The 2,516-nt window shown below is 39.9% G+C and carries 4 protein-coding genes; 2 read left to right on the forward strand and 2 right to left on the reverse strand.

The features are described from left to right. A partial coding sequence (locus IQ242_RS22250) for a magnesium chelatase domain-containing protein (protein ID WP_370583041.1) occupies positions 1 to 132 on the reverse strand: 132 nt, incomplete at its 3' end. Between the two features lie 231 nt (positions 133 to 363). Here IQ242_RS22250 and IQ242_RS22255 point away from each other — a divergent pair. Further along, positions 364 to 705, forward strand: a complete 342-nt coding sequence (locus tag IQ242_RS22255) for a histidine triad nucleotide-binding protein (protein ID WP_002757854.1) — start codon at positions 364 to 366, stop codon at positions 703 to 705. 83 nt (positions 706 to 788) lie between these two features. Further along, entirely contained in the window at positions 789 to 1,322 is a 534-nt protein-coding gene (locus tag IQ242_RS22260) for a TIGR02281 family clan AA aspartic protease (RefSeq protein ID WP_193961440.1), read from the forward strand. 34 nt (positions 1,323 to 1,356) lie between these two features. Here IQ242_RS22260 and hppD read toward each other — a convergent pair whose 3' ends face one another. Next, positions 1,357 to 2,442, reverse strand: a complete 1,086-nt coding sequence (hppD, locus tag IQ242_RS22265) for a 4-hydroxyphenylpyruvate dioxygenase (RefSeq protein WP_193961441.1) — start codon at positions 2,440 to 2,442, stop codon at positions 1,357 to 1,359. Between the last annotated feature and the right edge of the window lie 74 nt (positions 2,443 to 2,516).

Here is a 2,516-nt window from a genome sequence, read left to right on the forward strand (position 1 = left end):
GATAGGAAAGGCAAATCCGGCATTTTTTAGGGAAGCTTTTACCCTTTCTTTCGACTCCTGCACGGCGGTATCGGGTAAACCCACCACGGCAATTCCGGGTAATCCCCCCGATACATCCACCTCTACCCCGATTTTAATGGCATCGATGCCGATAATTGCCGCACTCCAAACCCTTGCTAACATTTTGGCTCAAGTAAAAATAAAGTGAGTTCTTAGGAAAATGAAACAGGATGTTAGGCTAGTTTTCCGCATAAAAATGATTTGATCTGGGAATTTACCCTGAAAATCAGCGTATTTCTAGGGATAACCTAGCCAGAAAAGCTGAGAGCTTAATGGTATAGTTAAAAAAAAAGCAATTTGTCTATGAGCGAGACTATTTTTAGCAAAATTATCCGGAAAGAAATTCCTGCCTCGATCGTTTATGAAGATGATCTGGTTCTCGCTTTTCGAGATGTTAATCCCCAAGCACCCACCCATATCCTCATTATCCCCAAAAAACCGATTCCGAAACTAGAGGAAGCCAGCGACAGCGATCGAGATCTATTGGGACATTTGTTACTAACTGTTAAAAAAGTGGCCGCCGAAGCTAAATTAAGTCAAGGTTATCGAGTAGTGATCAATAATGGGGAACATGGGGGTCAAACCGTCGATCATCTTCATGTCCATCTCTTAGGCGATCGCATAATGGCTTGGCCTCCGGGTTAAACTCCTGTTATTTTCCCGCATTTTTGGGGAATTCTAGAACTAGAATCGTTCTTTTCCGAGTCGGTCTTCTCGATGTTGAACCCATGAATAAGTCTCTTTCTGCGATCGCATTGTCCAGCACCCTGCTGTTATTTCCCTTCACCCCTACGACTCTCGCTCAATCGGAATGCTTTCTCCAAAGAGCAGATGGACAACACATAGATCTTAGCCGTCTCTGTGGCAGTTCATCTAGAAATAGGAAAAATTCCCCGCAAGTTTATCAGCTACCGATTCAACGCCGGGTTAACGGCATTCCCACGGTGATGGTGGTTTTTAATAACCGTCACTATTATGAAATGCTTTTTGATACAGGTGCTAGTGGCATCGTCCTCACCGATGCCATGGCGAAAGCGATGAAAGTCAAACGGGAAAAGGAAGTAGTCGCTCATACCGCCGGCGGTGTCGTTACTGTTTATCTTGGTCGCATTAATTCTGTTAAAGTTGGCGAGGTGGCTTTATCTAATCAGATTGTTGGTATTTCTCCCCAAATGGAAGGATTAGGACTCTTAGGACAAACCTTTTTTGGTTCCTATGATGTCACGATCAAAAAAGATGTGATTGAATTACGTCATCGTTGATAGTCTGATGGGAAAAATGCCCGCTTTTCTGATTCTAATCTAAAGTTCCTCGCTGTATTTGTTCCCGTTCGATCGCTTCAAATAGGGTCTGGAAGTTGCCTTCTCCAAAACCTCTAGCGGCATGACGTCGCTCGATTAATTCAAAAAAGAAAGTCGGCTGGGAAAAAATTGGTTTAGTGAAAATTTGCAGTAAAGTCGGCTTTTCTGGGAGGGAATGACTATTTTGTTCAAAATCAATGAGAATTTCCTGTTTTTTAATTTCTAACCATTCCCAATCAGCAATATTAAAATCTTTTTTTTGATAGTCAATTTGTTGATAATAACTGTTGGGAACTGATAGAAATTCTACTTTCCTTTCTTTTAATTTTTGAGTTAATCTTAAAATATTTTCTGTTTTTAAAGCAATGTGTTGAATGCCAGATTTTTGATTAATATCTAAAAATTCTTGAATTTGAGAACTGTTACTATCTGGCTCATTAATCGGTAATTTTAATTCGGTTTCGGGGTGAACAAGTACCTGGGAATAAAGACCAGAACGATCCGTTTTAATAGTAAAAGTTTGCCTTTTTTTAAAGCCTAAATTTTCCTCATACCAATTGGCTGTTAACTCTAAATTTCCCTGAAAAACATTTAAAACTAAATGATCAATTGCCAGAATATCCTGATTATATTGTTGCTGACTATCATACTCAATCAGATTAGGATCGGCTAAAATTGGCGTGATTCCCTGCCTTTCAATTAACGTATGTTTGAGATCAGCAATGCTAGAGATTTGACAGCTTTTTATCTTACCCCTAGCCAAAACAGTTTCCTCAATAAAAATGTCCTGTTTAATTCTCCTAGCTAAACTGTCTAAATCCTCTACTTGAAAAGCTACATCCGCCACCCCTTCAGGATATTTACTTAAAAATTCCGCCACGGGACTAAGGGAATTTAAGGGAGAAGATAAGATAAAAATAATCTGTTTAGTTTTATCTTTTTGGATGCCATTGCCAACTATTTCCGTGTGCGTGTGCAGATTAACTAAACTTGCGATCGCCTGAAAATCCATCACCCGCACCAACCAATCTCGCCATTTTTTGGCCGATTCTACATAAAAATGAATATGATCAACAAACATAGATAAAGTCAAAAAAGTGGTTGAGTGTTAGTAAGTGGGGAGTGGGGAAATGGGGAAATGGGGAAATGGGGGAG

This window comes from Microcystis sp. LEGE 08355 (assembly GCF_015207185.1).
Classification (GTDB): domain Bacteria; phylum Cyanobacteriota; class Cyanobacteriia; order Cyanobacteriales; family Microcystaceae; genus Microcystis; species Microcystis panniformis.

Bases quoted from the DNA above. Each gene is read 5' to 3' on its own strand.
- hppD (WP_193961441.1), bottom strand. From the start codon at position 2,442: ATGTTTGTTGATCATATTCATTTTTATGTAGAATCGGCCAAAAAATGG.
- IQ242_RS22255 (WP_002757854.1), top strand. From the start codon at position 364: ATGAGCGAGACTATTTTTAGCAAAATTATCCGGAAAGAAATTCCTGCC.
- IQ242_RS22260 (WP_193961440.1), top strand. From the start codon at position 789: ATGAATAAGTCTCTTTCTGCGATCGCATTGTCCAGCACCCTGCTGTTA.